Raw genomic sequence first — 22482 nt, forward strand, 5'->3', positions numbered from 1 at the left:
CAATCAGTTCACAAATTATGGAGCGAAGCGCGTGAAACACCAATTTGTCATCGACAAAAGAGGACTCTCCCGCCGGACGCTGCTTTGCGGAGGTCTGGTCCTGGGCAGTCTGGGCAGCCTCCCGGCCATGGCCCGCACCAATGCACCAGCCACGCCCACCGCCTGCCCCGGCCTGCTTCAGCACCGCTTTGCACGGCTGCAGGACGGCGCCCCGCAGGACCTGTGCCAATACGCAGGAAGGGTGTTGCTGGTGGTCAATACCGCCAGCTACTGCGGCTTCACCGGTCAGTACCGCGGACTGGAGGACCTGTACGAACGCTACCGGTCCCGCGGCCTCGTGGTGCTGGGCTTTCCCTCGAACGACTTCGGTCGCCAGGAGCCCGGCGATGCCAAGGCCATCGCCGATTTCTGCGAGAACACCTTCGGCGTGCGCTTTCCGATGTTCGACAAGTCGGTGGTCACCGGCCCGCAGGCCAACCCGTTCTACCGAGAGCTGGCTCGCCGCACCGGCCAGGCACCGCAATGGAACTTCCACAAGTACCTGATCAGCCGCGATGGCGCCCGGGTCACGAGCTATCCGAGTGCGGTCGAACCCAATAACCCCAACTTCATGAGGGACTTGGAGAAAATTCTCTCGGACAAATCGTGACTATTCAGTCACAATGCAACCACACAGTATGAGTTTGTCCTGGTCACTTCCCAACACCAACTCCGGAGGGTCTCCCCATGAATTTCATCCCCACGCGGAACTTTTTGCGAGAGACCTCCCTCAATGCACACAAGCGGATGTCGATGAAGACATTCATTGAAACGGTTTTTGCTCTGCGAAGCCTTCCGGTGCCGAAAGGCCCGGTTGCAATCCCGAGGCGCTTCTCCTCCTCCTCCCTCCCTCCCTCCTTCGTTTCGGGGCGCTTCGCAGGCATTTCTTATTCGGCCCTCCGGGCCACGGGGGTCTGAGCCATGTACTCGGACCTCCCCGTTCACTCCATGGGCGGCAGCGCCCAGCGCCGCCCCCGCGTGGCCATCATCGGCTCGGGTATCTCGGGTCTGTCGGCCGCGCACACGCTCAACGGCCTGACCCACCTGACGGTCTTCGAGGCCGGCGATTACTTCGGCGGTCACACGCACACCGTCGATGTGACCTTGCCCGACGACACCGGCCGCCCGACCACCTTCGGCGTCGACACGGGCTTTCTGGTTTTCAACGAGCGCACCTACCCCGAACTCATCGCCCTGCTGGACGTGCTGGATGTGCCGACGGCCGCATCAGACATGTCTTTCTCCGTCCAGACGCCGGGTGCGGGTGTCGGTGGCGGGCCGCTGGAATGGAGCGGATCGAACCTCTCGACCGTATTTGCCCAGCGCCGCAACCTGGGCAACCGGCGCTTCTGGCGCATGCTGGCCGACATCGTTCGCTTCAACCGCGTCACCACGCAGTTGGCGCTGCAGGAGGCCGATCTGGGCGACCACAGCCCGCTGATGCAGCCGCTGGCCGACTTCCTGCGCGAGCACCGCTTCTCGGCCGAGTTCCGCGACTGGTACTTCCTGCCCATGCTCGGCTGCATCTGGAGTTGCCCGACCGACCAGATGCTGCGGTTCCCGGTGGCGACCATGATCCGCTTCTGCCACAACCACGGTCTGATCCAGATCACCAACCGGCCCCAGTGGCACACGGTGGCCGGTGGCGCGCGCCAGTACGTCAGGAAGATCATTCGCGGGATCGCCGACGCCCGCCTCAACACGCCGGTGCGCCAGGTGCTGCGCGAGGCCGGCGGCGTGCGGATCGTCACCGACGAGCGCAGCGAGCACTTCGATGCGGTGATGATGGCCTGCCACAGTGACCAAGCCTTGGCCCTGCTGGGCGAGAGCGCCAGCGTGCAGGAGCGGGAGGTGCTCGGCGCTATCCGCTACCAGCCCAATCGGGCGGTGCTGCACACCGACACCTCGGTGCTGCCCCAAAGCCGCCGCGCCTGGGCCGCCTGGAATTACGAGCGCTCACCGGACATTGGCCAGGAGTCGGCCCGCGTCTGCCTGCACTACCTGATCAACCGTCTGCAACCCTTGCCCACCGAGGTTCCGGTGGTGGTCTCGCTCAACCCGCACCGTGCCATCGATCCGTCCACCATCATTGGCGAGTACGAGTACGCGCACCCGGTGTTCGACATGGCCGCCATCCGCGCACAGACACGGGTGCCGCAGTTGCAGGGTCAGCAGCACACCTTCTTCGCAGGCGCCTGGATGGGTTACGGCTTCCACGAAGACGGACTCAAGGCCGGGCTGCAGGCCGCTCGAGCGCTGATCGACCAGTGGGGCCTGACCACGACACGCACCCGCGTGCGGGCCGGGGTGGCTGGATGAACGAGCGGGCCCTGATCGGTTTCGGGGCGGTGCGCCACGTGCGCCATCGCCCGCGCCACAACGCCTTTGCCTACCCCACCTGGTTTCTGATGCTGCCAATGCGCGCGCTGCGCGCCCATGGCGACGGCGCGCTGGTGCGCAACCGCCGGGCGGCCCTGGCCTTTCACGACAGCGACCATGGCGACGGCGGGCCCGATGCCCTGGCCTGGATGGAGCAGCTGCTGGGTCAGCACGGCATCCAGGATGCCGACGGCGAAATCTGGCTGCACACCTACCCGCGCGTGCTGGGCTACACCTTCAAGCCGGTCAGCTTCTGGTACTGCCACCGCGCCGACGGTTCGCTGCGCGCGGTGGTGGCCGAGGTCAATAACACCTTCGGCGAGCGCCATTGCTACCTGCTGGAGAACCCGCGCTACGGAGTGCCCTGCAGTGCTGACAAGGTTTTCCATGTGTCGCCCTTCTGCCCGGTGCGCGGTCACTACCGCTTCGTCTTCATGCGCACCACGCAGGGCGGCCGCGACCGCACCGTCGCCCGCATCGACTACCACGACGAGCACGGCGCGCCGGTGCTGATCGGCACCAGCGTCAGCGGCGATCTGGTGCCGCTGGACGCGGCCACCGCACGCCGTGCCCTCTGGCAGCACCCGGCCATGACCTTCGGCGTGATCGCCCGCATCCACTGGCAGGCCCTGCGCCTGTGGGTCAAGCGCACGCCCTTCTTTCGCCAGCCTGCGCCGCCAGCCGACTTCGTGACCCTGGGCGACGCACCCGCATCGTCCAGATCCTGACCGACTCTCCCGCCGACCCTGACGAGTTTCCGCCATGAACAGCACCACCGCCCGTCACCACCCCGTCGGATTCGCGCTGCCTTCCGACGCGCCCTCCGCCGCCCGCACCATCCTGCAACTGCTGCAGCGCCTGCAGCATGGCAGCCTGACCCTGCAACTGCCCGACGGCAGCCTGCAGCGCTTCGGCAATGGCCAGGGCGTTCACGCCACCTTGCATCTGCACAACTGGAACGCCTGCGGCGCGGCGCTCAAATCGGGTGACATCGGATTTGCCGAGAGCTACTTCGCGGGTGACTGGAGCACCGGCAACCTCACCGACCTGCTGCGTCTGTTCCTGGCCAACCGGCGCGACCTGGAAGACGTGATCTACGGCACCTGGCTCGGTCGTCTGGCCTACTGGGTGCGCCACAAGCTCAACCGCAATTCGCGGACCAACAGCCGCAAGAACATCCATGCCCACTACGACCTGGGCAACGCGTTCTACCAGCTCTGGCTGGACCCGACCATGAACTATTCGTCGGCCTGGTTCCAGACGCCCGAACAGGACATGGTCTCGGCCCAGCACGCCAAGGTGCGGCGCGCCCTGCAACTGGCCGGTGTCAAGCCTGGCGACCGCGTGCTGGAGATTGGCTGCGGCTGGGGCGCCCTGGCCGAGAAGGCCGTCACCGAGTTCGGTGCCTCGGTGACCGGGGTGACCCTGTCGACCGAGCAGTTGGCCTACGCCCGGCAGCGCGTGCCGCAGGCCGACTTGCGTCTGCAGGACTACCGTGATATCCAGGATGGTCCGTACGACGCCATCTGCTCGATCGAGATGGTCGAGGCGGTCGGTCGCGAGTACTGGCCGACCTATTTCCAGTCGGTCGCGCGCCTGCTCAAGCCGGGTGGCCAGGCCTGCATCCAGAGCATCGTGATCCAGGACGAGCTGTTCGAGCGCTACATCCGCGGCACCGACTTCATCCAGCAGTACGTGTTTCCGGGCGGCTGCCTGCCCAGCCCGTCGACCTTCCGCGCCGAGGCCGAGCGTGCTGGCCTGGAGGTGGTGGACCAGTTCGCCTTCGGTCTGGACTACGCCCGCACCCTGCGCGAATGGCGTGACCGCTTCATGCACGAACAGGACCGCGTGTTGCAGCAGGGCTTCGACCAGCGCTTCCTGCGCATCTGGGAGTTCTACCTGGCGTACTGCGAGGCTGCCTTCGCCGAAGGCAGCACCGACGTCGTCCAGTTCACCCTGCGTCGCCCGGCGCACTGAGCGCGAGTCGCCATGAGCACCCGACGTCACGCCCTGTCACGGCTCATCTCGCTGACCGCCCTGGCCGCGCTGCCGGTCACTCGCAGCTGGGCCAGTACGCCCGAGGCCGACGCCCGCATCGCCCTGCAAGGCAAGCAGGTGGCCGGACAGGCCCTGCTGCGGCTGTGGGGTTTCGAAATCTATGAAGCCACGCTGTACGCGCCCGAGGGCTTCGACCCGGCCCGCTTCGAGCGGCAACGCTTCGGTCTTGAATTGCAGTACCGGCGCAACTTCAAGGGCGCGGACATCGCGCGCCGCTCGGTCGATGAGATGCAGGGCATCGAGCCCCTGGGTGAGGCGCAGTCCAGCCGCTGGCTCCAGTCGATGACCGGGCTCTTCCCGGACGTCAAACCAGGCGATCGCATTCTGGGCGTGCACGTGCCCGGGACGGGTGCCCGCTTCTACCTGAATGGCCGCCTGCTGGGTGAGGTGGCAGACGAGGCGTTTTCCGCGCGATTCTTCGGCATCTGGCTGTCGCCCAAGACATCGCAGCCGCGATTTCGTGACACGTTGCTGGCCCAGTGGCGCCGCTGAAGAACGCCATGAGCACGAAGCCGTCATCGCTGTCCCACCCGGCCGAGGCGTTCACCCGGTCGGGCGCCTGGCGGCATGGCCTGCGTTACGGCTTGCTGGGACTGCCACTGGCTTTTGTCGCGTTGCCGCTGTACGTGGTGCTGCCCAACCACTACGCCCGCAGCTTTGCGGCGCCGCTGGCGGCGCTGGGCGCCGTGTTGCTGGCCGCGCGCCTGTTCGATGCCGTGCTCGACCCCCTGATCGGCCGCTGGTGCGACCGGCTCTTCGCCCGCTCGCGCCGTGCCGTACTCACCGCCGGCGCGGCATCGGCCATCGTGCTGGCCCTGGGCCTGTGGGGATTGCTGTTTCCGCCAGCGACGGTGCGCGGGGACATGACAACGCTTTTGAGCTGGGCCGGTCTGCTGATGGCCATCACCTACACCGCCTACAGCGTGGCCAGCGTGGCTCACCAGAGCTGGGGCGCCCGCCTCGGTGGCACCGAGGCCGCCCGCAGCCGCATCGTGGCGTGGCGCGAAGGATTCGCGCTGGTGGGCGTGCTGCTGGCTGCCGTGCTGCCCGGCACGCTCGGCCTGGGTGCCACCGTGACGGCCTTTGCCATCCTCCTCGCGCTGGGCTGGTGGGCCTGGACGCTGTCCCTTGCCCCGACTGCCGGACAGCCCCACACACCGGAGGGCGGTGCCGCACGCTTGAGTCCGCTGCGCCAACCCCGATTCCAGCGACTGCTGGCGGTCTTCGTGGTCAATGGCACCGCGAGCGCCATCCCCGCCACCCTGGTGCTCTTCTTCGTGCAGGACCGCCTGCAGGCCTCGACACAAACCGAACCCGCGTTTCTGGCGGTCTACTTCCTGTGCGCCGCCCTGTCGCTGCCCCTGTGGGTGCGGGTGGTGGGATGGCTGGGCCTGGCGCGCAGCTGGCTGGCCGGCATGGCCTTGTCGGTGGCCGTCTTCGTCTGGGCCGCCACCCTCGGCACCGGGGATATCGTCCCATTCCTGATCGTCTGCGCGCTCTCGGGCGTGGCCGTGGGCACCGATCTGGCCCTGCCCGGCGCCCTCCTCACCGGCCTGATGGGTGAGCTGGGTGAACGCGGCCAGCGCGAGGGCGCCTATCTGGGCTGGTGGAACTTCGCTGCCAAGATGAACCTGGCCCTGGCCGCCGGGCTGGCTCTGCCGGTGCTGGCCTGGCTGGGCTACACCCCCGGCGCGCGCGACGAAGCCGCGCTTCAGACCCTCACGCTGGCTTATTGCCTGCTGCCCTGCGTCCTGAAGCTGCTGGCCGGCGGCCTGCTCTATGCCCTGGTGATCCGCCACGAGCCGGCACCCCCGGCGCCCCAACCCCTGAAAGCCTGACCATGCAACGACGACTGCTGCTCACCGGCGCCCTGGCCACGCCCTTCGTGCTGGCCGGCTGCGCTTCTCCCCAGATCACCGATTTCGCCGGGCAGAAGCCCGAGCTGGATCTTCGGCGCTACTTCAACGGCACGCTGGACGCCTACGGCGTGTTCACCGATCGCTCTGGCAAGGTCGTGCGCCGCTTCACCGTCCTGATGCAATGCCAATGGAACGGCGACGAGGGCGTGCTCGACGAGGATTTCACCTATTCGGATGGCACCACCGAAAAGCGGATCTGGCGCCTGAAACACCTGGGCGAAGGCCGCTACAGCGGCACCGCGGGCGATGTGGTGGGTACAGCCTTTGGCGAAACCCGGGGCAATGCGTTCCGCTGGGCCTACACCCTCGCGCTGCCGGTGGACGGCCGGGTCTGGGAGGTGCAGTTCGACGACTGGATGTACCTCATGGACGAGCGCGTGATGCTCAACAAAGCGGTCATGAGCAAGTTCGGCGTTCGCCTGGGTGAAGTCACCCTGAGCTTCGTCAAGCGCACCTGAGGACCACCACGTGCACCAGTTCACCGACGACCGGTCAACCCTGCCCAGCGGACGCGCAGGGGGCTGGTCATGGCTGCGCCCCTACAACCCGCCGCTGCGCGACTGGCGCGGAATGCATGTGTGGGTGGTCGGCGCCTCCAGCGGCATCGGCGAGGCCACCGCGCGTGCTCTGGCTCGTCAGGGCGCCTTGGTGTCCGTGTCGGCACGGTCCGAGGCCGCCCTGCAGGCGCTGGTCAACGAGGGCCAGGGCCGCATCCAGTCGTTCCCGCTCGACGTCACCGACGCGGCGGCCGTCCGTGAGGCAGCGCAATCCCTTCAACGGCGGGGACCGCTGGACCTGATGGTGTACTGCGCCGGTCACTACCGCGCGATGCGGGCCGACGCCATGGACCTGATCGACATGGAGCGTCACCTGGACATCAACTACCGGGGCGCGCTGAACGTCCTGGATGCCGTGCTGCCGGCCATGCTGGCCCGTGGCAGCGGCCACATCAGCCTGATCAGCAGCGTGGCGGGCTTCAGGGGCCTGCCCAAGAGCCTGGCCTACGGGCCGACCAAGGCCGCATTGACCAACCTGGCCGAGAACCTCTACATCGACCTGCAGCCTCGCGGACTGGGGGTCAGCGTGGTGCACCCCGGTTTCGTGCAGACGCCGCTGACCGCGCAGAACGACTTCCAGATGCCGGCCCTGATCACCCCCGATCAGGCCGCCGCCGCCATGATCGAAGACTGGGCGCGCGGGCTCTTCGACATCCACTATCCCAAGCGATTCACCCGCTGGATGAAGCTGCTGCGCGTGCTGCCCTATCGGCTGTACTTCCCGGTGGTGCGTCGGTTCACCGGGTTATAAGCACGGCATGAGCGATTCGTCTTCCCCTGCCGACCTGCGCGCCGCCGTCGAACGTGTCTGCGTGTTCTACGAATCCCTCAGCCCGGGTGCTCTGGCCAGCCTCGGTACGCTTTACACCGACGACGCGCGCTTCAAGGACCCGTTCAACGAGGTGCGTGGCATACCGGCCATCCGGCAGATCTTCGAGCACATGTTCCACAACCTGCACGAACCCCGGTTCGTGGTGACCCAGCGGCTGGTGGACGGGCGGCAGGCCTTTCTGGTGTGGGAGTTCCGCTTCCGGTTCCGTCGCTTTGACACCGTGACGCTGCAGGTGATCCGCGGCGGCTCGCATCTGGTGCTGGCGGCCGACGGGCGCGTCTGCGACCACCGCGATTACTGGGACGCTGCCGAAGAGCTCTACGAAAAGCTGCCCGTCGTGGGCACGCTGATGCGCTACCTCAAACGCCGGGCCAACAGCTGATCAGTTGGGCTTCGTGTCCACGAAGCTCTGGCGCAGCATCAGCTTCTCGTGCAGCTTGCCCAGGTTGGGGTGGGCCGAACGCCAGTCGATGTCCGGGAACCGGAAATCCAGGTAGCCCAGCGCACAACCGGCCGCGATGTCCGACAGGCTCAGGTGGATGCCCGAGCAGAAGGGCTTGTCGCCCAGGCCCTGGCTCATGGACTTGAGGGCCGCCTGGATCTTGCCCATCTGGCGGTCGATCCAGGCCTGGCTGCGCTGCTCGGCCGTCCGTCCCGGCCAGGTGGCCTCCAGACGCGCCAGGATGGCCGCATCCAGCAGACCATCGGCCAGTGCCTCCCAGGTCTTGACCTCGGCGCGCTCGCGACCGGAAGGCGGAATCAGCTTGCCCACGGGCGAGAGCGTGTCCAGGTACTCGACGATCACCCGCGAGTCGAACACCGCCTCGCCGCCTTCCATCACCAGGCAGGGCACCTTGCCCAGCGGGTTGGAGGCCATGATCGTGGTGTCGGCCGACCACACATCCTCCTGGATGAACTGGTAGTCCAGCTTCTTCTCGGCCATGACGACGCGGACCTTGCGCACGTAGGGGCTGGTGATGGCACCGATGAGTTTCATGGTTGGGGTCTGACAGACAGATCGTGGGTCGGACAGGCGATTCTATCGGGCCGCCCAAATCCCCACGAACCTACAATCGGGGGCATGAACCCGACCTCTGCCGCCCCCTCCCCGCTGTCCCCGATTTCCGCCCTGTCCCCCCTGGACGGCCGCTACGCCAGCAAGCTGGCCACCCTGCGCCCGTTCATGAGCGAGCAGGGTTACATGCACCGCCGCGTGCAGGTCGAGATCGCCTGGTTCATTGCCCTGTCCGATGCCGGCTTTGCCGAGTTCGAGCCCCTGTCCCCCGGCGCGCGCACCTACCTGCTGGGACTGGTCAAGAACTTCTCCGAAGCCGACGCCGCCGCCATCAAGGACATCGAGAAAACCACCAACCACGACGTCAAGGCCGTGGAGTACTGGATCAAGTCCAAGTTCGAGGCCCGGCCCGAGCTGGAAAAGGCCGCCGAGTTCGTGCACTTTGCCTGCACCAGCGAGGACATCAACAACACCAGCCACGCCCTGCAGCTCAAGGGCGGCCGTGACGCCGTGCTGCTGCCAGCGCTGGACCTGATCATCGCCCGGCTGCGCGAGATGGCGCACCAGCATGCGGCGGTGCCCATGCTCAGCCGCACGCACGGCCAGACCGCCAGCCCCACGACCGTGGGCAAGGAACTGGCCAACGTGGTGGTGCGCCTGGCCGGGGCCCGCGAGCGCATCGCGGGCGTCAAGCTCATGGGCAAGATGAACGGCGCCGTGGGCAACTACAACGCCCACCTGAGCGCCTGGCCCGACTTCGACTGGGAAGCCTTCAGCAAGAAGGTCATCGAGACGCCCGAGCCGCTGGGCCTGGGACTGACCTTCCAGCCGTATTCCATCCAGATCGAGCCGCACGACTACATGGCCGAGCTGTTCGACGCCATCGCCCGCACCAACACCATCCTGATCGACCTCTCGCGCGACATCTGGGGTTACGTCAGCCTGGGCTACTTCAAGCAGAAGCTCAAGGCCGGCGAGATCGGCTCCTCGACCATGCCGCACAAGGTCAACCCGATCGACTTCGAGAACGCCGAGGGCAATCTTGGCCTGGCCAATGCGCTGCTCAAGCACCTGTCGGAGAAGCTACCGATCAGTCGCTGGCAGCGTGACCTGACCGACTCCACCGTGCTGCGCAACATGGGCGTGGCCATGGGCTATGCGGTGCTGGCCTACGCCTCGCTCATGACCGGCCTGAACAAGCTCGAGCTCAACGAGGAAGCGCTGGCCGCCGACCTGGACGCCTCGTGGGAAGTGCTGGCCGAACCGATTCAGACCGTGATGCGCCGTTTCGGCGTGCCCGGCGCCTACGAAAAGCTCAAGGAAGTCACGCGCGGCAAGACGGTCACGGCCGAGGCCCTGCACGCCCTGATCCGAAGCCTGGAGATCCCCCAGGCCGAGAAGGACCGCCTGCTGGCCATGACGCCGGGCAGCTACGTCGGCAAGGCGGCGGAGCTGGCCCGCCGCGCCTGAAGGCGCGTCAGAACATCATTTCCTTCTCGGCGTCCTGCACCTTGCGCCGGGCCATGGCCAGGTTGGACCTGGCCTTGTCCAGCACCAGGTAGACGAACACGCCTTCCTGCCGCGAGGACGGGCGGATGATGTGGTACTGCTTGCCCAGCGTGATCAGGATGTCCTCGATCAGGTCGTTCAGGCCCAGGGCCTTCATGGTCTTGAGCTTGGCGCGCACCACCTCGGTGTTGCCGGCCGCCGCCACTTCCAGGTCCACACCCGTGCCGGCAGAACCGAGCATCATGCCGCTCGTGCTGTCGACCACGGCCGCGCACATGGCGCCGTCCAGGCTGAGGATTTCGTCCAGGGTCTGCTTGATGGTGGCCATCTTGATGTTTCCTTTGGTTGGTTCAAATTCTGTGGTCAGAGCTGGTTGACCAGGGTCGCCAGCCGGGTGTGATCGGTCTTCCAGCGCTCCCAGTCGATGGCGCTCAGGCGCCGGGTCACCAGCACCAGCAGCATCCGTTTGCCGCATTCGCTGAGGGTGATCTGCCCGGCGCGGTGCATCAGCACGACCACCCGCAGGTCCCCCAGACCCTCGAACACCGGCTGGTTGCGCTGGTTCAGCCGCCAGTAGTCCGAGCTGTAGGACACCACCTGCTCCAGTTCGGCCAGGCTGCCCACCGCATGACAGACCATGCCGTCCTGCATGTCGACCAGGGCGCAGCCCAGAAAGTCGGGCAGCGATGCCATGTCGGCCAGCGCCTCGCGCAGCGGCTGCGTCTTCATGCGCTCTCCAGCCGGCGGGCAAACTGGTTGGCCTGGTACATGACCTGGGCCAGCAGGGCCTGCCCGTCGGAGATGCCGATCATCACCAGATCGTGCCCGTCCCGGCGAAGCTGCCGAACGATGGCGAAGCCCTGATCGGTGTTCAGCGTCACACTGGCGCAGCGGCCCAGCCCGGCCTCCTGGGTGGCCACCGAGGCAATGCTGGCGATCGAGCTGGCCAGCGCCGCCATTCGGGCGGAATCGGAGCCGTCGGTCTGTGCCGATGCCACCGCAAAGCCGTCCACGGTGGCCAGCACGGCGCTGCGGATGCCGACCGCGGCATCGATCATGGCCTGCAGCTCCTGCGCCGCCTGACGCAGGAAGGCGGCGGAAAAAAGGTCTGAGGGATTCATCAGGGGTCCAGGGGAACGGGAACGGACGGGTCAGGCCAGATCGGCCTCCAGCTGCGACAGCAGGACATCCATCAGCAACAGAACGTCCTCGCGCTGGCGCACATCCACCGGCAGCACCGGGAACACGTGCCCGGCCTGCTCCAGCGCATCGGCATAGGCCTGAAGGTCGGGATGAGGATGGCTCTCCAGCCGCCCGACGCCGACCACGCTGGGCAGGGTGGACAGCTCCGTCGCAAAGCCGTCGAGGTACACCCTCAAATCCGCCAGGGGATCGGGGCGTGAGTTGTCGGTCAGGATGATCAGCCCCAGCGCTCCGGAGGACAGCGCCTGCCAGACAAAGCGAAACCGCTCCTGCCCCGGCGTGCCGAACAGGCGGATGCGGTCGCCGTTGTCCAGGGTGAGCTGGCCATAGTCGAACCCGACGGTGGTCTGCGCCTTGTCGACGCTGCGGTCGTTGTTCACCACATCGGTCACGATGGGGGGCGTCTCGCTCACGGCCGCAATGGCGGTGGTCTTGCCCGCCCCCATGGTGCCGGTGAGGATGATCTTGTGCTCTCTCATGGATCAGGCGAAGCCAAAACGGCGGCGGATGCTGTGAATCAGCGAGGCCCCCACGCCACGGCGTGTCGATGTCACGGCGGTGGCCGTCCGTGCCTCGGGCCGCGGGACACGTGTCTGGGGACTGGAAGGCAGGACATCGATCAGGCCCTGGCGCTGAAGTTCGGTCACGAACTGCTGGCAGTGCGCCAGCGGCACCCGGGCCAGCGCGGCCAGTTCGGGCAAGGACATGGCACGCCGGGACAGCATGGTCGCCAGTCGGATGCGGATGGCATCCTTGCCAAGCAGCGCAGGCGCCGGCCAGCGCCGCAGGCGCCAGGCGGGCCCTTCGTAACCCACCGCTGCGGGTGCCGCAGGAGCCTCACGGCGGGTCACCACTGCGGCAGGAACCGCAGGCGTCAGGGCGACCGCCTGGGCAGACTTGACCGGGGCCTGCTGCAAGCGTTCGAGTTCGACCGAATTGAGCCAGCCCACGAGCCGGTCGGAGCGGATGGGCCGTGACATCTGGCCCTCACGATCCACGCCGTGCGGGCTCAGGCGCATGACCTGAGCGCGCGGCCCCATCCGGTGAGCGAAGTCCTGTTCGGCCACCGAATCATCGACCAGCAGGGCATCCACCATGCCACTGCCGGCCAGCGTCCAGATGAAGCTCGGCTCGACCCGGTGCAGACGGAACAGCGTCGCCACGAGCGCACATTCAGGGTCGGACAGGCCGACCAGACCAAGGGTGAGGGTGGGGTTCATCAAGATGAGGAGAGCAGACGCCACGCGTCGTGGCGCGATCACCGCAGGCAAAATGACGGCCTGGGAATACGGACATATCGATTGATCATGCCGGCTCGATAGATTTCTTTCAGACCCCCTGCTCATTTCCCAGACACCGGGCGGGGTATTTCACGGAATCCGCCCATCGGGAGAAACCGCTCTTTCAGCGAATAGATCACATCGAATGTAAATAAATGTTGTCTTTTTCACTAAGGACATGGACTCCTGTGTGACATATTTGCTTTGCCACTTACTCATGGTTTGACGTGGCGCAAATCACAAAAGTGCATCAACTCCTAGAGTCGTGCGCTTCCATTCCAAGTCCGCCCACCTGGGCTTTGTCGCGGACAAGCGACCCAAGACTTTCGCAGGAGAACCCTAGCATGGCCATCGAGCTGTACAACAAGGATGGCCACGTGTGCCTGATGTTCACCCACCTGGGTGACGAGGACGGTGAAGCCGTTCAGGCCAACCAGTTTCTGGTCGTCGACCAGCAACAGGGGGCCGTCATCGATCCGGGCGGCAACGTGGCCTACAACGAGCTCCTGCTGACCATTGGCCGCTACTTTCCGCCGAGCAAGCTGACCGAAATTCTGGCCTCGCACGCCGATCCGGACATCATCGCTTCTCTGGACCGCTGGATGACCAGCACCCAGGCCACCCTCTACATCTCCCGCCTGTGGGAACGTTTTGCGCCGCATTTCTGCAAGCCCGGCAAGACGGTGGGCCGCATCATCGGCATTCCCGATCCGGGCATGCGCATTCCCCTGGGCCGCAGCGAAATCGTCGCCCTGCCGGCGCACTTCATGCACTCCGAGGGCAACTTCCAGTTCTGGGATCCGGTCAGCCGCATCCTGTTCTCGGGCGACCTGGGGGTCTCCATCGGCACCTCGTCGGACGCCTCCAAGACCATCACCAGCCTGGCACCGCACCTGGCGCGCATGGAAGCCTTCCACCGGCGCTACATGGTGTCGCAGAAGGTGCTCAAGCTGTGGGCCAACATGGCACGCACCCTGCCCATCCAGATGATCGTGCCGCAGCACGGGGCACCGCTGGCCGGCGCGGCCGTCAAGGAATTCATCGACTGGATCGAGACCCTGCCCTGCGGCGTGGATCACCTGACCCAGGCCAACTACACCGTGCCCGCCTGAGGGCGATCCGGCGCGGTCAGGATTCGATCGCCCGCTCGGCGTAGCGGTTGAAGCGCCAGGCACTGGCCTGCAGGGTGATGCGGCGCCAGACGGCCCGCTTCTCGCCGGGCGTCATCGCGGGCCAGTGCTGCACCTCGTCAAAGCTGCGCCCGCAGCCCTTGCAGGTGTCATCGCCCTGGCTGGTCGAGCAGATGGCGATGCAGGGCGTGTCCGGGGTCGTGTCGAACCAGCCCATCCAGGCCTGCCAGGCCGGCGCGGGCAACTCGTCCTCGGGCCATTCGGTGACCTGACGGTAGACCATGAGGGCATAGACCTCGGCCAGGGCCTTCAGCGGCTCGGACAGCGACAACCCGTCCGGCGAGGGCAGGCGCTCGCGCCAGAAGTTGATGGCTGACTCAATGTCGCTGATGTGGATACCGGCCATGGGACGACGATCATAGCCAGCCCGGCGCAACCTGTCGGTACTGTGGGAACTGCTTACGCGGCCGGCCAACCGCCGGGCAGCGTGCCGTCCTACAATCACCCCCGATCGAAGGGGAGTAGCTCTGCGGTGTTCCCCACCGTCCGGTTCGTCGTCATCACGGAGTCCTGCTCCCGGCGCACCGGGCCTGCCCACAGGCAGGTCGAGCAAGACCTTTGGCAGGCCCGCACGGGCCGGCAGCGGCCTGCGCACCCGCCCCTTCGCGTTCTCTCCGGTGAACCTGCGGGCGGCCCGACGCAGCGGCGGCCATCCCGTGCGGGGACGACAAGAAGGAACGCCGGCCAATCCATGAACCGGCGATCCCCACAAACACCGACAACACGAGGACTTCATGGATTTCCTGACATCTCCCGAATTCTGGGTCGCGCTGGGCCAGATCATCATCATCGACATCCTGCTCGGCGGCGACAACGCGGTCGTGATCGCGCTGGCCTGCCGCAAGCTGCCCCCGGCCCAGCGGACCAAGGGCATCATCTACGGCACCGCCGGCGCCATCGTCCTGCGCGTGATCCTGATCGCGTTTGCCATGACGCTGCTCAACGTGCCCTTCCTCAAACTGGTGGGCGCCCTGCTGCTGGTGTGGATCGGCATCAAGCTCATCGCCCCGGGTGACGACGACCACGGCAACATCGAAGGCAGCGACCGCCTGTGGGCGGCCATCAAGACCATCATCGTGGCCGACCTGGTCATGAGCGTGGACAACGTGATCGCCATTGCCGGTGCCGCCCAGAACGCCGGCGACCACTCGCTGCTGCTGGTCATCCTGGGTCTGCTGATCTCCATCCCGATCATTGTCTGGGGCAGCCAGCTGGTGATCAAGCTGATGGCCCGCTTCCCCATCATCATCACGGCCGGCGGCATGCTGCTGGGCTGGATTGCCGGGGGCATGCTGGTTACCGACCCGGCCGTGGCCGACCCGGCCAACATGGCCTGGATGTTCAAGCTGGAGCAAACCGACACCATCAAGTACGCCGCCGCCGTGGCCGGTGCCCTGCTGGTGCTGGCGCTGGGCAAATACATGGCCTCGCGCCAGCCCAGGATGGAAGAGGCCTGATCCCGCACCAGGCCCACAGCACAGGGCGGCACCCTCCGGGGGTGTCGCCTTTTTTCTGACCGGGGTGGTATGCTGCACCCATGAAACTGATCCTGACCTGGCTGCTCGCGGCGTGCGCCCTGCTGCTCGTGGCCAATCTCTACCCGGGCGTGCAGGTCCAGAGCTTCGGCTCGGCCCTGATTGCGGCGGCGGTCATCGGCCTGTTCAATGTGCTGGTGCGCCCCGTGCTGGTGGTGCTGACGCTGCCGGTCACGGTGGTGACCCTGGGCCTGTTCCTGTTCGTGATCAATGCCCTGCTGTTCTGGGCCGCCGCCAGCATCCTGGACGGCTTTCATGTCGCCGGCTTCTGGGCCGCGCTGCTGGGCTCGCTGATCTACTCGCTGATCATGCTGGTGGTCAACCTGGCGGTGAAGTCCTTCCTGCGCTGACCTCAGTTCTTGCGGGCCAGCTCGCGGACCTTCTGGTCCATTTCCCGGGCACGGGCGTCCACGATGGCCAGCTCCACCGGGTCGGCGCTGCGGTCTGGCGCCGGAAGTGCCTGAGCGGCCCGGAAACGCTCCAGTGCGCCCGGCCAGTCAAGTTGTGCGGCGCGCGCCTCGGCCTCGGCGCGCACCGAACGCAAGCGCTGTCCCTGGGCCATCTCGGCGCGTGAAAGGGTCTGCCAGGCCAGGGCGTCGCGGGGCCGTTCAATCACCCAGCTGTGCAGACGCTGGGCTGCCTCGCGGGGCACGCCGCTGGCCAGTGCCGCCTGAGCCCCCAGCAGGAGTCCGGCCCGCGTGCCACTGGCCAGCGCACGGTCGCGCCAGGTCAGCCAGTCGGCCGAGGGCGTGCTGCGCCCGCGCTGCTGCAAGGCCGTCAGCCCCACCTCCAGTTGCAACCACTCGGCGTGCCGCTGCGCGGCAGGCCCGGCTTGGCGGGCCACCTGCGCCGCCAGCTGCTCGGCCTGGTCGTGCCGCCCCAGACGCGACGCCGCCAGGGCAGCGGCGTAGCGCGCGCCCAGACCGGCCTTGGCCTCCTGCCCGTTGCGCAGCCAGACCTGCAGGCGGTCAGGCCCGTTCTCGGCCATGACGCGCGCGCGAGCCGACATCATCGTGTGGATCTCCTGATCCGGCGTCACGGTGGCTGCGGCCTGCAGCACCGGCCCGACGGGACGCGCTGGCGCCAGGGGCAGGCGCGCCTTCATGTCGGCGATGCGCTCGGTGGTCAGCGGGTGGCTGCGCAGGTAGGGAAAGCCGCCATCGTCGTTCAGCCGAGAAGCCTGCTGCAGCTTGTCGAACATCGACACGAAGCCTTCGCCCGGAAAGCCCGCCGTGGTCAGCACGCCAAACCCTACCCGGTCGGCCTCGCGCTCCATGTCCCGCGAGAAATTGAGCTGCGTCTGGGCGGCCACCGCCTGGCTGCCCACGATGGCGGCGTTGGCCGCATCCACGCTGCTCTTGGCGGCCAGCGCGCCCAGAATCATGGCGCCGATCAGCCACGGGGCCTGGCGGTCCTGCTGGCTGATCATGCGGGCGATGTGGCGCTGCGAGACGTGGCTCAACTCGTGCGCCAGCACGCTGGCCAGTTCCTGCGGTGTCTCGGTGACCGACAGCAGCCCCAGGTTGACGCCCAGGTACCCGCCCGGCAAGGCAAAGGCGTTGACCGTGCGGTCACGGGAGATCATCAGTTCCCAGGCCAGCCGCTCGGCCAGTTCCGGGTCCACATCGCCGCGGGAGCGGGCCGCCGACAGCAGCGGCTGCCAGATGGACTGCAGGTAGTCACCCAGCAGGGGGTCGTCCAGGTAGTCGGGGTCGCGGTAGATGCTGCGCGCGATGCTGTCCCCCAGCGCCCGTTCCGCCGCCACCGTCATCCCCGAGCCATCGCCCAGCGAGGGCAAAGCCTGCGCCCGGGCTGCTGGCGTGCCAGCGCCGGTCATCACGCCGCTGGCCACCAGCAGGGCCACGGCGCTGAGCGCCGTCAGCGCAGGTCGGCGCAGGTGTTGGAACAGCGAAGGGACAGCTAAGCGGCGCATCCCCGTATGATGCCGCGAGAAAGCGCCGGTTCCTGTGAACCGCCCGTAAAGACAGCCCGACCACATTCCCCGTCAATGCCCGCCATGTCAGACCCCAAAGCCTCCCCCGCCAGCCCCCTGACCCACTTCGACGCCCAGGGCCAGGCCCACATGGTCGATGTCGCCGCCAAGGCCCACACGCACCGCATCGCGGTGGCCGAAGGCCGTATCAGCATGCAGCCAGCCACCCTGGCCCTGATCCAGAGCGGCTCCGCCAAGAAAGGCGACGTGCTCGGCATCGCCCGCATCGCCGGCATCCAGGGCGCCAAGAAGACCAGCGACCTGATCCCCCTGTGTCACCCCATCGGACTGACCCGCGTGGCCGTGGAATTCGAAATCGACGAGACCGCCAGCACCGTCATCTGCCGCGCCACCACCGAGTGCACCGGCCAGACCGGCGTGGAAATGGAAGCCCTCACCGCCGCCAGCGTCGCCCTGCTGACCATCTACGACATGTGCAAGGCCGCCGACCGCAGCATGACCATCAGCGGCGTGCGCCTGCTGGAAAAGCACGGGGGCAAGAGCGGGAGTTTTGTGGCGGGTTGACAAGAGAAAGATGGTCCATCTTTTCAAAACTCCACGATCAGTTTCAACGTCCACCGCACCACTGATACTTGGCTAAAAACCGTCTATCGGCGCAAAGCCGACCACATCGGCAGTAACAGCATCAACGAGAGCAACCCACTCGCTGGACTTGAAGCCAGTCAATGGCAGCCATTTCAGATCCGACTCTTTACGTCCAGTCTCTTGGATGGCCATTTCCAGAAGGTTCTGTTGTGCAGGATGTTTCTGCCGCAGCACATCGATTGACTGCGCCCTGGACTTGGCCTGGTCCCGGTTTTCTTCGTAAGGCACCCACCAGTCAGGACGCGCTGAAGGCTCGTTGCCTTGCAATGAAAGTTCCAAACTCTTGAGTGTCTCCTCGCCATCGCGGGAGGTTCGAACTCCAATCGTCTTGGGCCCCCACCAAGGCACGCGGTGCAACCCGCCCAACTCAGGCTTGAGTTCGCCTTCTTGCACATCTGCCACGGAGACTACTCGGAAGCGGTCAACTTCAAATACAAGGTAGATGGGGCGCGCCATGGCCAAGGTATACACACCGTAAAACAGCGCGGCCACCTGGATCGTCGCCACAATCCCGAGGTCCATCGTCAACTCCCAACGCGGCTTCTTGGGATTGAACATCACCATCGTGAGCAAAGGACCACACACCACGTCAACAACGACAATCAGCAGGAACAGGTCACGGCCACCAGCCAGTTCCCGATAGGGATAGGGATACCAAACCCCAAAAACCAGCGCTGCGGCGAGCAACGCGACACCAACGCTCACACCAAAATGGAAACTCGCTGCCTTCAAGGCAGCCTTGTATCGGACACTGATGCTCATACGCGAAGTTTACGTCGCACACAGAGTCCCAGAAAACTCAGCGACACATCGCGGGCGCGTAGCGCGAGGGCAGCGTGCCTACATTGGCAGGCGCGCCGAATCCGCCAGTAGCAGCCTGGGTTCCTGCACCGACACCCGCGTCAGACGTGCACAACCAGTCAATCGACCCAGTAATGGGTGGCGAAGCCAACTGGGCCGCTAACAGGGTGATAGGGCCCGCGTTAGCACGTATATAGGGCGACAAAACCAGGGTGTTCGACGCGGCATCCACACCGCCGAGCCTTGTTTCGTCATACGTGATGGTGATGTCGGCGGTATTGGCGCCAGCGCCGCCGGCGTCAATCAGAACCGAACGCACATACTTGCTGGAAGCACCGTTACCACCGGCTTGTGCATTCCAGACCGTGGCAATACCAACCATATCTTCTTGGGAGGCCACTCCTTCGGATCCGATCATGGTCTTCGGCATGGAAGCCAGCGACAAACCCTCAGTCACCCTTGCCCTGACGGTGTAGTCTTGATAGGCAGGCAAAGCAACGGAAACCAGGATGCCAATGATGGCCACGACGATCAGCAATTCGATGAGCGTGAACCCACGACAACGAAATGTCTGCACGGGAACCTCCTTGGCAAAAAAAGGGCGCACGAAGCGCCCTTTTTATCGTCGCGTCAAATCAACGGCACTGGGCAGGGGCAAACCGAGCGGGAAGTGTACCCACGCTACCAGCGGCAAGCACTGCAAAATTACCTGTAGCGGTCTGAGTGCCAGCACCTGTACCTGCAGCAGATGTGCACAGCCAGTCAAGCGTACCAACAGTGGGCGGAGTTGTCCCCAAGGCTGTTCCGAGCGGGACAGCAACAGCAGCAGCAGCAGTATCAGTGCGAATCTGAGGAGAGAGGGTCAGAGTCGTTGCACCTGCGCCAGCCGCAGCAGCATAGGTAATCGTGATCAGTCCTTGGGTTGCACCAGCGGCACCAGTGACCAGTACAGAAGTAACGTACTTGCTGGTTGCACCGTTGCCATTCGAGCGTTCATTCCATGCGGTGGCCACACGCAACAGATCTGCTTGAGTGGTGGAACCGTCGGTCGCAATTTCCTGCTTGGGCGTATTCGCCAGCGACAGACCTTCGGTCACACGGGCGCGGACAGTGTAGTCCTGGTAAGCGGGCAGAGCCACGGCAGCCAGAATACCGATGATGGCCACCACGATCATCAGTTCGATCAGGGTGAAGCCCTTTTGCAGGGAACGCTTCATGGAGAACTCCTTGAGGGGTTGAAAAAGTCTTTGCGGGTGTACTGCAGCACACATCGTGCCAGGCCGATCTGGGCCGCTTTTCCGGCGCTTTTTCACGGATGAGCACCCATAGGTGACATTTCGTGTCCTTTGCGACCGTCTGCAGGTGACAAATTTTGTCAATCGCAACGATAGCAACAGGAAATGTCAGACCTCAAACACGTCGCCAGCGGTCAGCCAGCGGATGTCGTGCGGGGCGACACTGCCCGTCAAGCTGACAGCAACAGTCGCCTCAGCCGGCGTACTTTCTGCCACAGCACCGCCTTGGGCATGACCATCGCCATTGCCTGCATGCACCTCTCCAGCCAACCTTGGCGGTTTTGCAGGCGGTCAAGGGCCTTGGCCAGATCGCGCGTGATCGCTGGCCCATAGGCCTGCTCCGCCTTGGCCACGGCCTTGCGCAACATGGGCAAGGGCAACGACATCATCGCCAAGTCAATCACGTCACGACTGAACACCCCGTCATCGGCTTGCCGGTCTGAGTTGGCCAGCAGCTTGGATGTGGCCAAGTCCAGCGGCGTCAGCGCATTTACCCCGCAAACCTGGTCCAGCGGGCCAGGGGTTTCCAGCACGATGCGTGCTTCCCGCACAACTTCGAACTTGATCGCGTGGCCATCCATCTGCACCTGGGTGCGGATGCCGTATTGATCGGCCCGGATGTCACGCAACATGATCAGAGGTGGCGCACCCGGCCGAATAATCACATTCAGGCCCTCGGTGCCTGTCAAAAGTTGGCGGAGTTCACGATAGCCGGTCGCATCAGAGACCATGAAGTCGATGTCAACCGACTCTCTGTATTCCCCATAACGCAAAGCGATACAGGTGCCACCCCCAAACAGCGCACCATGCTGCGCCAGCAAGGCGCCATCGAGCGAGGTCAACACGCGCGCAATGCGCTGATGGTGCGCGCGCTCAAACATGGCCGATGCTCTTTCGCCCGAACGCCACCAGCAGTGCACTCAACAATGCCCGTTCCCGTTCAGACATGGCGTCCCTGTCCAGGTGACGGTCGTTACGCTCGTAGATATCCAGCGCTTCGACCAAGCTGAGTTCATCCGTGCCATGTACTTGCCACGCCAGTGACTTGAGCTGGGGATAGTCCGCCAGCCTGACCCGCACGGGCAGCCACTGGGACAAGTCCTTGGCTTCGCCGTCATCGTCACCGTAAGATGGGTTCACCTGCCACATGAGCCCCAGAGCGGCCATCACATTCGCCCAGGCACCTACGGCCACCGAGGGTTCGCCTTTCTCGACACGATGCAAGGTCACCCGCGAAACGCCCGCAGCCTCGGCCGCAGCTGTCGCACTCACTCGCAGAGCTTTGCGATGGGCGCGAATGCGCTGGCCCAGAAGCTTGAGCGCTGTGGAGGCTGTTGGGATCAGTGGTGGAGGTGCAGCAGGCATCTGTTTCTCATTATTGACAACTTGGATCGAATGTCAATTTTGAGAAACACTTTACACCTCAAACACGTCGCCAGCGGTCAGCCAGCGGATGTCGTGCGGAGCGTCACCGGCACGGGCAGGCTTCTGGTCGAAGCGGCGGATCTCTTCCATGATCAGCGTGGTCTCGGCCGGCTTGGTGTGCGTGATGTAGATCGGAAACCGCGCCCGCGTGGTGTCGATGTGGTCCAGCTCGTCGGCCAGCACGTGCGGGGCCAGGTGCAGGCTGCGCCGGGCCACATGGCGCTCGCGGTCGCTGAAGGCGGTCTCGATCACCAGCATGGCCACCGGCAACTGGTTCACCCGGGCCCAGAAACCGGGGTTGCGTTCGGTGTCACCACTGAACATCCAATGCCCGCGGTCGCCCTTTACGGCAAATCCCACCGCCGGTACCGTGTGCACAGCCGGCAGCACCTCGATGAATTTGCCCGCCACGGTCAAGGTCTGCCCCACCGCAAAGGTGACGAAGCGCAGCAGCGGCGCATCGGCATGCGGGATCACGGCAAAGTCGGGCCAGATGGTGTCGTTGAACACATGGGCCTTGAGCGCCGCGATGGTTTCGGGCAGGGCGTGCACCTGCACCGGCCCCTTGCCTTGCGCAATGCGCCGGGACGCCACCGCGTCGAGCATCAGCGGCAGGCTGGCCACGTGGTCCAGGTGGGAGTGGGTCAGCAGCACATGGTCGATGCCCGCCATCTGCTCCAAGTCCAGATCGCCCACCCCGGTGCCGGCGTCGATAAGCACATCGCCATCCAGCAGGAACGAGGTCGTGCGACAGCCGCGCGCAATGGCGCCGGAGCAACCCAGGACGTGTACCCTCATGTGCGTCAGACCGGTGATGGTGCGTGGCTGGGCTCTCAAGCCTGGCTG

28 protein-coding genes are annotated in these 22482 nt (G+C 65.5%); 14 read left to right on the plus strand and 14 right to left on the minus strand.

The window, feature by feature from the left end; genetic code table 11:
- Positions 1 to 127 precede the first annotated feature (127 nt).
- The 9 genes from ACFQNJ_RS12080 to ACFQNJ_RS12120 all read left to right on the plus strand — a co-directional run bounded on the left by ACFQNJ_RS12080 (position 128) and on the right by ACFQNJ_RS12120 (position 8166).
- Complete coding sequence (locus ACFQNJ_RS12080) at positions 128 to 649, plus strand: glutathione peroxidase (protein WP_382257876.1); 522 nt, start codon at positions 128 to 130, stop codon at positions 647 to 649.
- A gap of 311 nt (positions 650 to 960) precedes the next feature.
- Positions 961 to 2358, plus strand: coding sequence for an NAD(P)/FAD-dependent oxidoreductase (locus ACFQNJ_RS12085; protein WP_382257631.1), 1398 nt, complete (start codon positions 961 to 963; stop codon positions 2356 to 2358).
- A complete protein-coding gene (locus ACFQNJ_RS12090; RefSeq protein WP_382257634.1) occupies positions 2355 to 3146 on the plus strand; it encodes a DUF1365 domain-containing protein in 792 nt (263 codons plus the stop codon). The genes ACFQNJ_RS12085 and ACFQNJ_RS12090 overlap by 4 nt, the downstream gene beginning before the upstream one ends.
- Positions 3147 to 3180: 34 nt before the next feature.
- Positions 3181 to 4395, plus strand: coding sequence for a class I SAM-dependent methyltransferase (locus tag ACFQNJ_RS12095; RefSeq protein ID WP_382257637.1), 1215 nt, complete (start codon positions 3181 to 3183; stop codon positions 4393 to 4395).
- A gap of 12 nt (positions 4396 to 4407) precedes the next feature.
- A complete protein-coding gene (locus ACFQNJ_RS12100; protein ID WP_382257640.1) occupies positions 4408 to 4968 on the plus strand; it encodes a chalcone isomerase family protein in 561 nt (186 codons plus the stop codon).
- 8 nt (positions 4969 to 4976) lie between these two features.
- A complete protein-coding gene (locus ACFQNJ_RS12105) occupies positions 4977 to 6314 on the plus strand; it encodes an MFS transporter (RefSeq protein ID WP_382257643.1) in 1338 nt (445 codons plus the stop codon).
- Positions 6315 to 6316: 2 nt separating this feature from the next.
- Positions 6317 to 6853 (plus strand): DUF3833 domain-containing protein, encoded by a 537-nt coding sequence (locus ACFQNJ_RS12110; protein WP_382257646.1) that lies wholly within the window; start codon positions 6317 to 6319, stop codon positions 6851 to 6853.
- A gap of 112 nt (positions 6854 to 6965) precedes the next feature.
- Positions 6966 to 7703 carry an SDR family NAD(P)-dependent oxidoreductase gene (locus tag ACFQNJ_RS12115; protein ID WP_382257879.1) on the plus strand — a complete coding sequence of 246 codons (738 nt, stop codon included), beginning with the start codon at positions 6966 to 6968 and terminating at the stop codon, positions 7701 to 7703.
- A 7-nt stretch (positions 7704 to 7710) separates the two neighbouring features.
- Entirely contained in the window at positions 7711 to 8166 is a 456-nt protein-coding gene (locus tag ACFQNJ_RS12120; protein WP_382257648.1) for a nuclear transport factor 2 family protein, read from the plus strand.
- On the opposite strand, the gene ACFQNJ_RS12125 is transcribed toward ACFQNJ_RS12120, so the two are convergent.
- Positions 8167 to 8781, minus strand: coding sequence for a glutathione S-transferase N-terminal domain-containing protein (locus tag ACFQNJ_RS12125; RefSeq protein WP_382257651.1), 615 nt, complete (start codon positions 8779 to 8781; stop codon positions 8167 to 8169). It abuts the gene before it with no gap.
- 84 nt (positions 8782 to 8865) lie between these two features.
- On the opposite strand from ACFQNJ_RS12125, the gene purB reads away from it, so the two are divergent.
- On the plus strand, positions 8866 to 10269 hold the full coding sequence (gene purB, locus ACFQNJ_RS12130) for an adenylosuccinate lyase (RefSeq protein WP_382257654.1): 1404 nt from the start codon (positions 8866 to 8868) through the stop codon (positions 10267 to 10269).
- A gap of 7 nt (positions 10270 to 10276) precedes the next feature.
- Here the strand turns inward: purB and ACFQNJ_RS12135 are convergent, their stop codons facing one another.
- From ACFQNJ_RS12135 to ACFQNJ_RS12155, 5 genes are read right to left on the minus strand one after another with little or no spacing between them, the layout of a single operon-like run.
- Positions 10277 to 10636, minus strand: coding sequence for a hypothetical protein (locus ACFQNJ_RS12135; protein ID WP_382257657.1), 360 nt, complete (start codon positions 10634 to 10636; stop codon positions 10277 to 10279).
- A gap of 35 nt (positions 10637 to 10671) precedes the next feature.
- Positions 10672 to 11037, minus strand: coding sequence for a hypothetical protein (locus tag ACFQNJ_RS12140; RefSeq protein ID WP_382257660.1), 366 nt, complete (start codon positions 11035 to 11037; stop codon positions 10672 to 10674).
- Positions 11034 to 11429, minus strand: a complete 396-nt coding sequence (locus ACFQNJ_RS12145; RefSeq protein WP_382257663.1) for a roadblock/LC7 domain-containing protein — start codon at positions 11427 to 11429, stop codon at positions 11034 to 11036. The genes ACFQNJ_RS12140 and ACFQNJ_RS12145 overlap by 4 nt, the downstream gene beginning before the upstream one ends.
- A 30-nt stretch (positions 11430 to 11459) precedes the next feature.
- Positions 11460 to 11990 carry a GTP-binding protein gene (locus tag ACFQNJ_RS12150; protein ID WP_382257666.1) on the minus strand — a complete coding sequence of 177 codons (531 nt, stop codon included), beginning with the start codon at positions 11988 to 11990 and terminating at the stop codon, positions 11460 to 11462.
- A gap of 3 nt (positions 11991 to 11993) precedes the next feature.
- Positions 11994 to 12731, minus strand: a complete 738-nt coding sequence (locus tag ACFQNJ_RS12155; RefSeq protein ID WP_382257669.1) for a hypothetical protein — start codon at positions 12729 to 12731, stop codon at positions 11994 to 11996.
- 404 nt (positions 12732 to 13135) lie between these two features.
- Between ACFQNJ_RS12155 and ACFQNJ_RS12160 the strand changes: the two genes are divergently transcribed.
- Positions 13136 to 13903: an oxygen-binding di-iron domain-containing protein gene (locus ACFQNJ_RS12160; RefSeq protein ID WP_382257672.1), complete on the plus strand. Its 768-nt coding sequence runs from the start codon at positions 13136 to 13138 to the stop codon at positions 13901 to 13903.
- 16 nt (positions 13904 to 13919) lie between these two features.
- On the opposite strand, the gene ACFQNJ_RS12165 is transcribed toward ACFQNJ_RS12160, so the two are convergent.
- Positions 13920 to 14327, minus strand: coding sequence for a DUF3717 domain-containing protein (locus ACFQNJ_RS12165; protein WP_382257675.1), 408 nt, complete (start codon positions 14325 to 14327; stop codon positions 13920 to 13922).
- A gap of 388 nt (positions 14328 to 14715) precedes the next feature.
- Between ACFQNJ_RS12165 and ACFQNJ_RS12170 the strand changes: the two genes are divergently transcribed.
- Both ACFQNJ_RS12170 and ACFQNJ_RS12175 read left to right on the plus strand, forming a co-directional pair.
- Positions 14716 to 15438: a TerC family protein gene (locus ACFQNJ_RS12170; protein WP_382257678.1), complete on the plus strand. Its 723-nt coding sequence runs from the start codon at positions 14716 to 14718 to the stop codon at positions 15436 to 15438.
- Positions 15439 to 15518: 80 nt separating this feature from the next.
- Positions 15519 to 15866, plus strand: coding sequence for a phage holin family protein (locus ACFQNJ_RS12175; RefSeq protein ID WP_374640797.1), 348 nt, complete (start codon positions 15519 to 15521; stop codon positions 15864 to 15866).
- A 2-nt stretch (positions 15867 to 15868) separates the two neighbouring features.
- Here the strand turns inward: ACFQNJ_RS12175 and ACFQNJ_RS12180 are convergent, their stop codons facing one another.
- Positions 15869 to 17449: a M48 family metallopeptidase gene (locus ACFQNJ_RS12180; RefSeq protein ID WP_382257682.1), complete on the minus strand. Its 1581-nt coding sequence runs from the start codon at positions 17447 to 17449 to the stop codon at positions 15869 to 15871.
- Positions 17450 to 17533: 84 nt separating this feature from the next.
- Between ACFQNJ_RS12180 and moaC the strand changes: the two genes are divergently transcribed.
- Entirely contained in the window at positions 17534 to 18034 is a 501-nt protein-coding gene (moaC, locus tag ACFQNJ_RS12185; protein WP_382257685.1) for a cyclic pyranopterin monophosphate synthase MoaC, read from the plus strand.
- A gap of 72 nt (positions 18035 to 18106) precedes the next feature.
- On the opposite strand, the gene tfpZ is transcribed toward moaC, so the two are convergent.
- The 6 genes from tfpZ to ACFQNJ_RS12215 form a co-directional block, all read right to left on the minus strand.
- The gene (gene tfpZ / locus ACFQNJ_RS12190; RefSeq protein ID WP_382257688.1) at positions 18107 to 18877 is read right to left on the minus strand and encodes a TfpX/TfpZ family type IV pilin accessory protein; all 771 of its coding nucleotides are present in this window, start codon (positions 18875 to 18877) and stop codon (positions 18107 to 18109) included.
- A gap of 37 nt (positions 18878 to 18914) precedes the next feature.
- Positions 18915 to 19493, minus strand: coding sequence for a pilin (locus ACFQNJ_RS12195; RefSeq protein WP_382257691.1), 579 nt, complete (start codon positions 19491 to 19493; stop codon positions 18915 to 18917).
- A 58-nt stretch (positions 19494 to 19551) separates the two neighbouring features.
- Positions 19552 to 20133, minus strand: a complete 582-nt coding sequence (locus ACFQNJ_RS12200) for a pilin (protein WP_382257693.1) — start codon at positions 20131 to 20133, stop codon at positions 19552 to 19554.
- A 248-nt stretch (positions 20134 to 20381) separates the two neighbouring features.
- Complete coding sequence (locus ACFQNJ_RS12205; RefSeq protein WP_382257696.1) at positions 20382 to 21092, minus strand: nucleotidyl transferase AbiEii/AbiGii toxin family protein; 711 nt, start codon at positions 21090 to 21092, stop codon at positions 20382 to 20384.
- Positions 21085 to 21576 (minus strand): helix-turn-helix domain-containing protein, encoded by a 492-nt coding sequence (locus tag ACFQNJ_RS12210; RefSeq protein ID WP_382257698.1) that lies wholly within the window; start codon positions 21574 to 21576, stop codon positions 21085 to 21087. The genes ACFQNJ_RS12205 and ACFQNJ_RS12210 overlap by 8 nt, the downstream gene beginning before the upstream one ends.
- Positions 21577 to 21627: 51 nt before the next feature.
- Positions 21628 to 22434, minus strand: coding sequence for an MBL fold metallo-hydrolase (locus ACFQNJ_RS12215; RefSeq protein WP_382257701.1), 807 nt, complete (start codon positions 22432 to 22434; stop codon positions 21628 to 21630).
- Positions 22435 to 22482: the final 48 nt, after the last annotated feature.

This window comes from Hydrogenophaga bisanensis (genome assembly GCF_042665135.1).
Classification (GTDB): Bacteria; Pseudomonadota; Gammaproteobacteria; order Burkholderiales; family Burkholderiaceae_C; genus Hydrogenophaga; species Hydrogenophaga bisanensis.

What these genes read in the sequence shown, in the direction of transcription:
- tfpZ (WP_382257688.1), bottom strand. Translation starts at nt 18,877, where the DNA reads ATGAGCATCAGTGTCCGATACAAGGCTGCCTTGAAGGCAGCGAGTTTC.
- ACFQNJ_RS12175 (WP_374640797.1), top strand. Translation starts at nt 15,519, where the DNA reads ATGAAACTGATCCTGACCTGGCTGCTCGCGGCGTGCGCCCTGCTGCTC.
- ACFQNJ_RS12140 (WP_382257660.1), bottom strand. Translation starts at nt 11,037, where the DNA reads ATGAAGACGCAGCCGCTGCGCGAGGCGCTGGCCGACATGGCATCGCTG.
- ACFQNJ_RS12090 (WP_382257634.1), top strand. Translation starts at nt 2,355, where the DNA reads ATGAACGAGCGGGCCCTGATCGGTTTCGGGGCGGTGCGCCACGTGCGC.
- ACFQNJ_RS12145 (WP_382257663.1), bottom strand. Translation starts at nt 11,429, where the DNA reads ATGAATCCCTCAGACCTTTTTTCCGCCGCCTTCCTGCGTCAGGCGGCG.
- ACFQNJ_RS12080 (WP_382257876.1), top strand. Translation starts at nt 128, where the DNA reads ATGGCCCGCACCAATGCACCAGCCACGCCCACCGCCTGCCCCGGCCTG.
- ACFQNJ_RS12135 (WP_382257657.1), bottom strand. Translation starts at nt 10,636, where the DNA reads ATGGCCACCATCAAGCAGACCCTGGACGAAATCCTCAGCCTGGACGGC.
- ACFQNJ_RS12165 (WP_382257675.1), bottom strand. Translation starts at nt 14,327, where the DNA reads ATGGCCGGTATCCACATCAGCGACATTGAGTCAGCCATCAACTTCTGG.
- ACFQNJ_RS12120 (WP_382257648.1), top strand. Translation starts at nt 7,711, where the DNA reads ATGAGCGATTCGTCTTCCCCTGCCGACCTGCGCGCCGCCGTCGAACGT.
- moaC (WP_382257685.1), top strand. Translation starts at nt 17,534, where the DNA reads ATGTCAGACCCCAAAGCCTCCCCCGCCAGCCCCCTGACCCACTTCGAC.
- purB (WP_382257654.1), top strand. Translation starts at nt 8,866, where the DNA reads ATGAACCCGACCTCTGCCGCCCCCTCCCCGCTGTCCCCGATTTCCGCC.
- ACFQNJ_RS12125 (WP_382257651.1), bottom strand. Translation starts at nt 8,781, where the DNA reads ATGAAACTCATCGGTGCCATCACCAGCCCCTACGTGCGCAAGGTCCGC.
- ACFQNJ_RS12155 (WP_382257669.1), bottom strand. Translation starts at nt 12,731, where the DNA reads ATGAACCCCACCCTCACCCTTGGTCTGGTCGGCCTGTCCGACCCTGAA.
- ACFQNJ_RS12085 (WP_382257631.1), top strand. Translation starts at nt 961, where the DNA reads ATGTACTCGGACCTCCCCGTTCACTCCATGGGCGGCAGCGCCCAGCGC.
- ACFQNJ_RS12150 (WP_382257666.1), bottom strand. Translation starts at nt 11,990, where the DNA reads ATGAGAGAGCACAAGATCATCCTCACCGGCACCATGGGGGCGGGCAAG.
- ACFQNJ_RS12160 (WP_382257672.1), top strand. Translation starts at nt 13,136, where the DNA reads ATGGCCATCGAGCTGTACAACAAGGATGGCCACGTGTGCCTGATGTTC.
- ACFQNJ_RS12205 (WP_382257696.1), bottom strand. Translation starts at nt 21,092, where the DNA reads ATGTTTGAGCGCGCGCACCATCAGCGCATTGCGCGCGTGTTGACCTCG.
- ACFQNJ_RS12180 (WP_382257682.1), bottom strand. Translation starts at nt 17,449, where the DNA reads ATGCGCCGCTTAGCTGTCCCTTCGCTGTTCCAACACCTGCGCCGACCT.
- ACFQNJ_RS12215 (WP_382257701.1), bottom strand. Translation starts at nt 22,434, where the DNA reads ATGAGGGTACACGTCCTGGGTTGCTCCGGCGCCATTGCGCGCGGCTGT.
- ACFQNJ_RS12200 (WP_382257693.1), bottom strand. Translation starts at nt 20,133, where the DNA reads ATGAAGCGTTCCCTGCAAAAGGGCTTCACCCTGATCGAACTGATGATC.
- ACFQNJ_RS12095 (WP_382257637.1), top strand. Translation starts at nt 3,181, where the DNA reads ATGAACAGCACCACCGCCCGTCACCACCCCGTCGGATTCGCGCTGCCT.
- ACFQNJ_RS12170 (WP_382257678.1), top strand. Translation starts at nt 14,716, where the DNA reads ATGGATTTCCTGACATCTCCCGAATTCTGGGTCGCGCTGGGCCAGATC.
- ACFQNJ_RS12105 (WP_382257643.1), top strand. Translation starts at nt 4,977, where the DNA reads ATGAGCACGAAGCCGTCATCGCTGTCCCACCCGGCCGAGGCGTTCACC.
- ACFQNJ_RS12110 (WP_382257646.1), top strand. Translation starts at nt 6,317, where the DNA reads ATGCAACGACGACTGCTGCTCACCGGCGCCCTGGCCACGCCCTTCGTG.
- ACFQNJ_RS12210 (WP_382257698.1), bottom strand. Translation starts at nt 21,576, where the DNA reads ATGCCTGCTGCACCTCCACCACTGATCCCAACAGCCTCCACAGCGCTC.
- ACFQNJ_RS12100 (WP_382257640.1), top strand. Translation starts at nt 4,408, where the DNA reads ATGAGCACCCGACGTCACGCCCTGTCACGGCTCATCTCGCTGACCGCC.
- ACFQNJ_RS12115 (WP_382257879.1), top strand. Translation starts at nt 6,966, where the DNA reads ATGCATGTGTGGGTGGTCGGCGCCTCCAGCGGCATCGGCGAGGCCACC.